This is a genomic window from Mycobacterium sp. E3251, assembly GCF_001666835.1.
Classification (GTDB): domain Bacteria; phylum Actinomycetota; class Actinomycetes; order Mycobacteriales; family Mycobacteriaceae; genus Mycobacterium.
Window position 1 is genome coordinate 1 of the sequence record NZ_LZJF01000156.1, and the last position, 1,529, is coordinate 1,529.

The 1,529-nt window shown below is 70.8% G+C and carries 2 protein-coding genes and 1 pseudogene; 1 reads left to right on the top strand and 2 read right to left on the bottom strand.

Features of this window, described 5'->3' with window-relative positions; all coding sequences use genetic code 11:
* Nucleotides 1-410: SelB C-terminal domain-containing protein (locus A5697_RS19285; protein ID WP_197501066.1), on the top strand; the 410-nt coding region annotated here is incomplete at its 5' end.
* On the opposite strand, the gene A5697_RS19290 is transcribed toward A5697_RS19285, so the two are convergent.
* The gene (locus A5697_RS19290; protein WP_067945379.1) at nucleotides 394-858 is read right to left on the bottom strand and encodes a GatB/YqeY domain-containing protein; all 465 of its coding nucleotides are present in this window, start codon (nucleotides 856-858) and stop codon (nucleotides 394-396) included. The genes A5697_RS19285 and A5697_RS19290 overlap by 17 nt on opposite strands.
* A 101-nt stretch (nucleotides 859-959) precedes the next feature.
* A pseudogene (locus A5697_RS28465) lies at nucleotides 960-1,463 on the bottom strand (hypothetical protein); the annotation flags it as partial.
* Between the last annotated feature and the right edge of the window lie 66 nt (nucleotides 1,464-1,529).

The window sequence follows — 1,529 nt, forward strand, 5'->3', positions numbered from 1 at the left end:
GCCTTCAGGTGGTCGACGGGTTGGTCCGCTCGCCGGGGGCGGCCCTGCCGGCCCGGGTCGACAAGGCGGTGCGCACCATCGAGGAGTGGCTGGCCGCTGAGCCCTTTCGGGCACCGGAGGCCGACGAACTGGCCGAGCTCAAGCTCGGGCCCCGGGAGCTGGCCGCCGCGGTGCGCACCGGGCGGCTGACCCGGATCGCCGACGGCGTCGTGCTCGGGTCCGGCGCGCTGGACCGGGCGGCGGGCATCCTCGCGACGCTGCCCCAGCCGTTCACCGTCAGCGACGCGCGCCGCGCGCTCGGCACCACCCGCCGGGTCGCCGTGCCCTTGCTGGAGCAGCTCGACGCCCGGCGCGTCACCAGGCGGGGCCCGGACGGCACCCGGGTGGTGGTCCCTACAGCCGCTCCTTGACCGCCGCCGACAATCGGGCGCCGTCGGCCTTACCCGCCGCGATCGCGGTGGCCGCCTTCATCACCAGGCCCATCTGCTTCATGCTCGGGCGCTCGCCGATCTCCTCGGCGACCTGGGCGATGGCGGTGTCCGCGACGTCGGCCACCTCGGCCTCGGTGAGCGGCGTCGGCAGATATTCGTCGATGATCCGCGCCTCGGCGTGCTCGTTGGCGGCGAGCTCCCCGCGGCCGTTCTGGGTGTAGATCTCCGCCGATTCGGCACGCTTGCGCGACTCCCGCGCCAGCACCTTGATGACTTCTTCGTCGGAGAGGTCTTTGGCCTGTTTGCCGGAAACTTCCTCGGTTTGGATCGCGGCGAGCAGTAGGCGCAGGGTCGCCGTGCGCAGCTTGTCCTTGCTCTTCATCGCGTCGGTCAGGTCGGCCCGCAGCCGGGATTTGAGTTCGGCCATGCCAGAGACGCTACGCGCCGACCGCCCCACCATGATTGAGAAATGCCCGGACCACCGACAGGATGGACCCCATGACGAACGACGGGCCCGTCCGCATACACCGCGGGGTTGCCGATAGCCGCCAGCACCGCGACGATCACCGCCGCCAGGCCGGCGACAACCGCCATCACCGCGCCTTCGAGCACCGCGAGACCGAACAACGGCACCAGGCGGCCCCGGATCTTGGCCCACGTCTCTGCGATGGTGATCGGCGACCCGAACACCGCCCGCCCGACGATGACGGTGAGCATTCCGGACAACAGCATGCCGCCCAGCCAGGCGACGACCACGCCGGCGCCCATCGACGTCAGCCACGCGCCCACGACCCCGGTGGTCAGCTCCTTGGCGTGGTCGGTCGTCAACCTGCCGTAGGCCGCCAACGGTCCGAAAACGGCGGCCTTCGTGACGATTTGGATGAACACCACCACGATGGCGGTCAAGCCCAAAGCCGCCTTCGGATTGGCGCGGACGTAGCCGACCGCGCCGTTGAAGATGTCGCCAAGCGTCAGCGGTCGCAGCGGGATGATGCCGGGTTTGACCGCTCCCGGAATTAGTTGCGGCGGACCGTTCGGACACCGGGCGTGTGGCGCGACACCGCGGAGATCGACGTCGCCCTGCGCTCGGCGGGCACG

Excerpts from the sequence above, each read along its gene's own strand:
- A5697_RS19290 (WP_067945379.1), bottom strand. The coding sequence starts at position 858 with ATGGCCGAACTCAAATCCCGGCTGCGGGCCGACCTGACCGACGCGATG.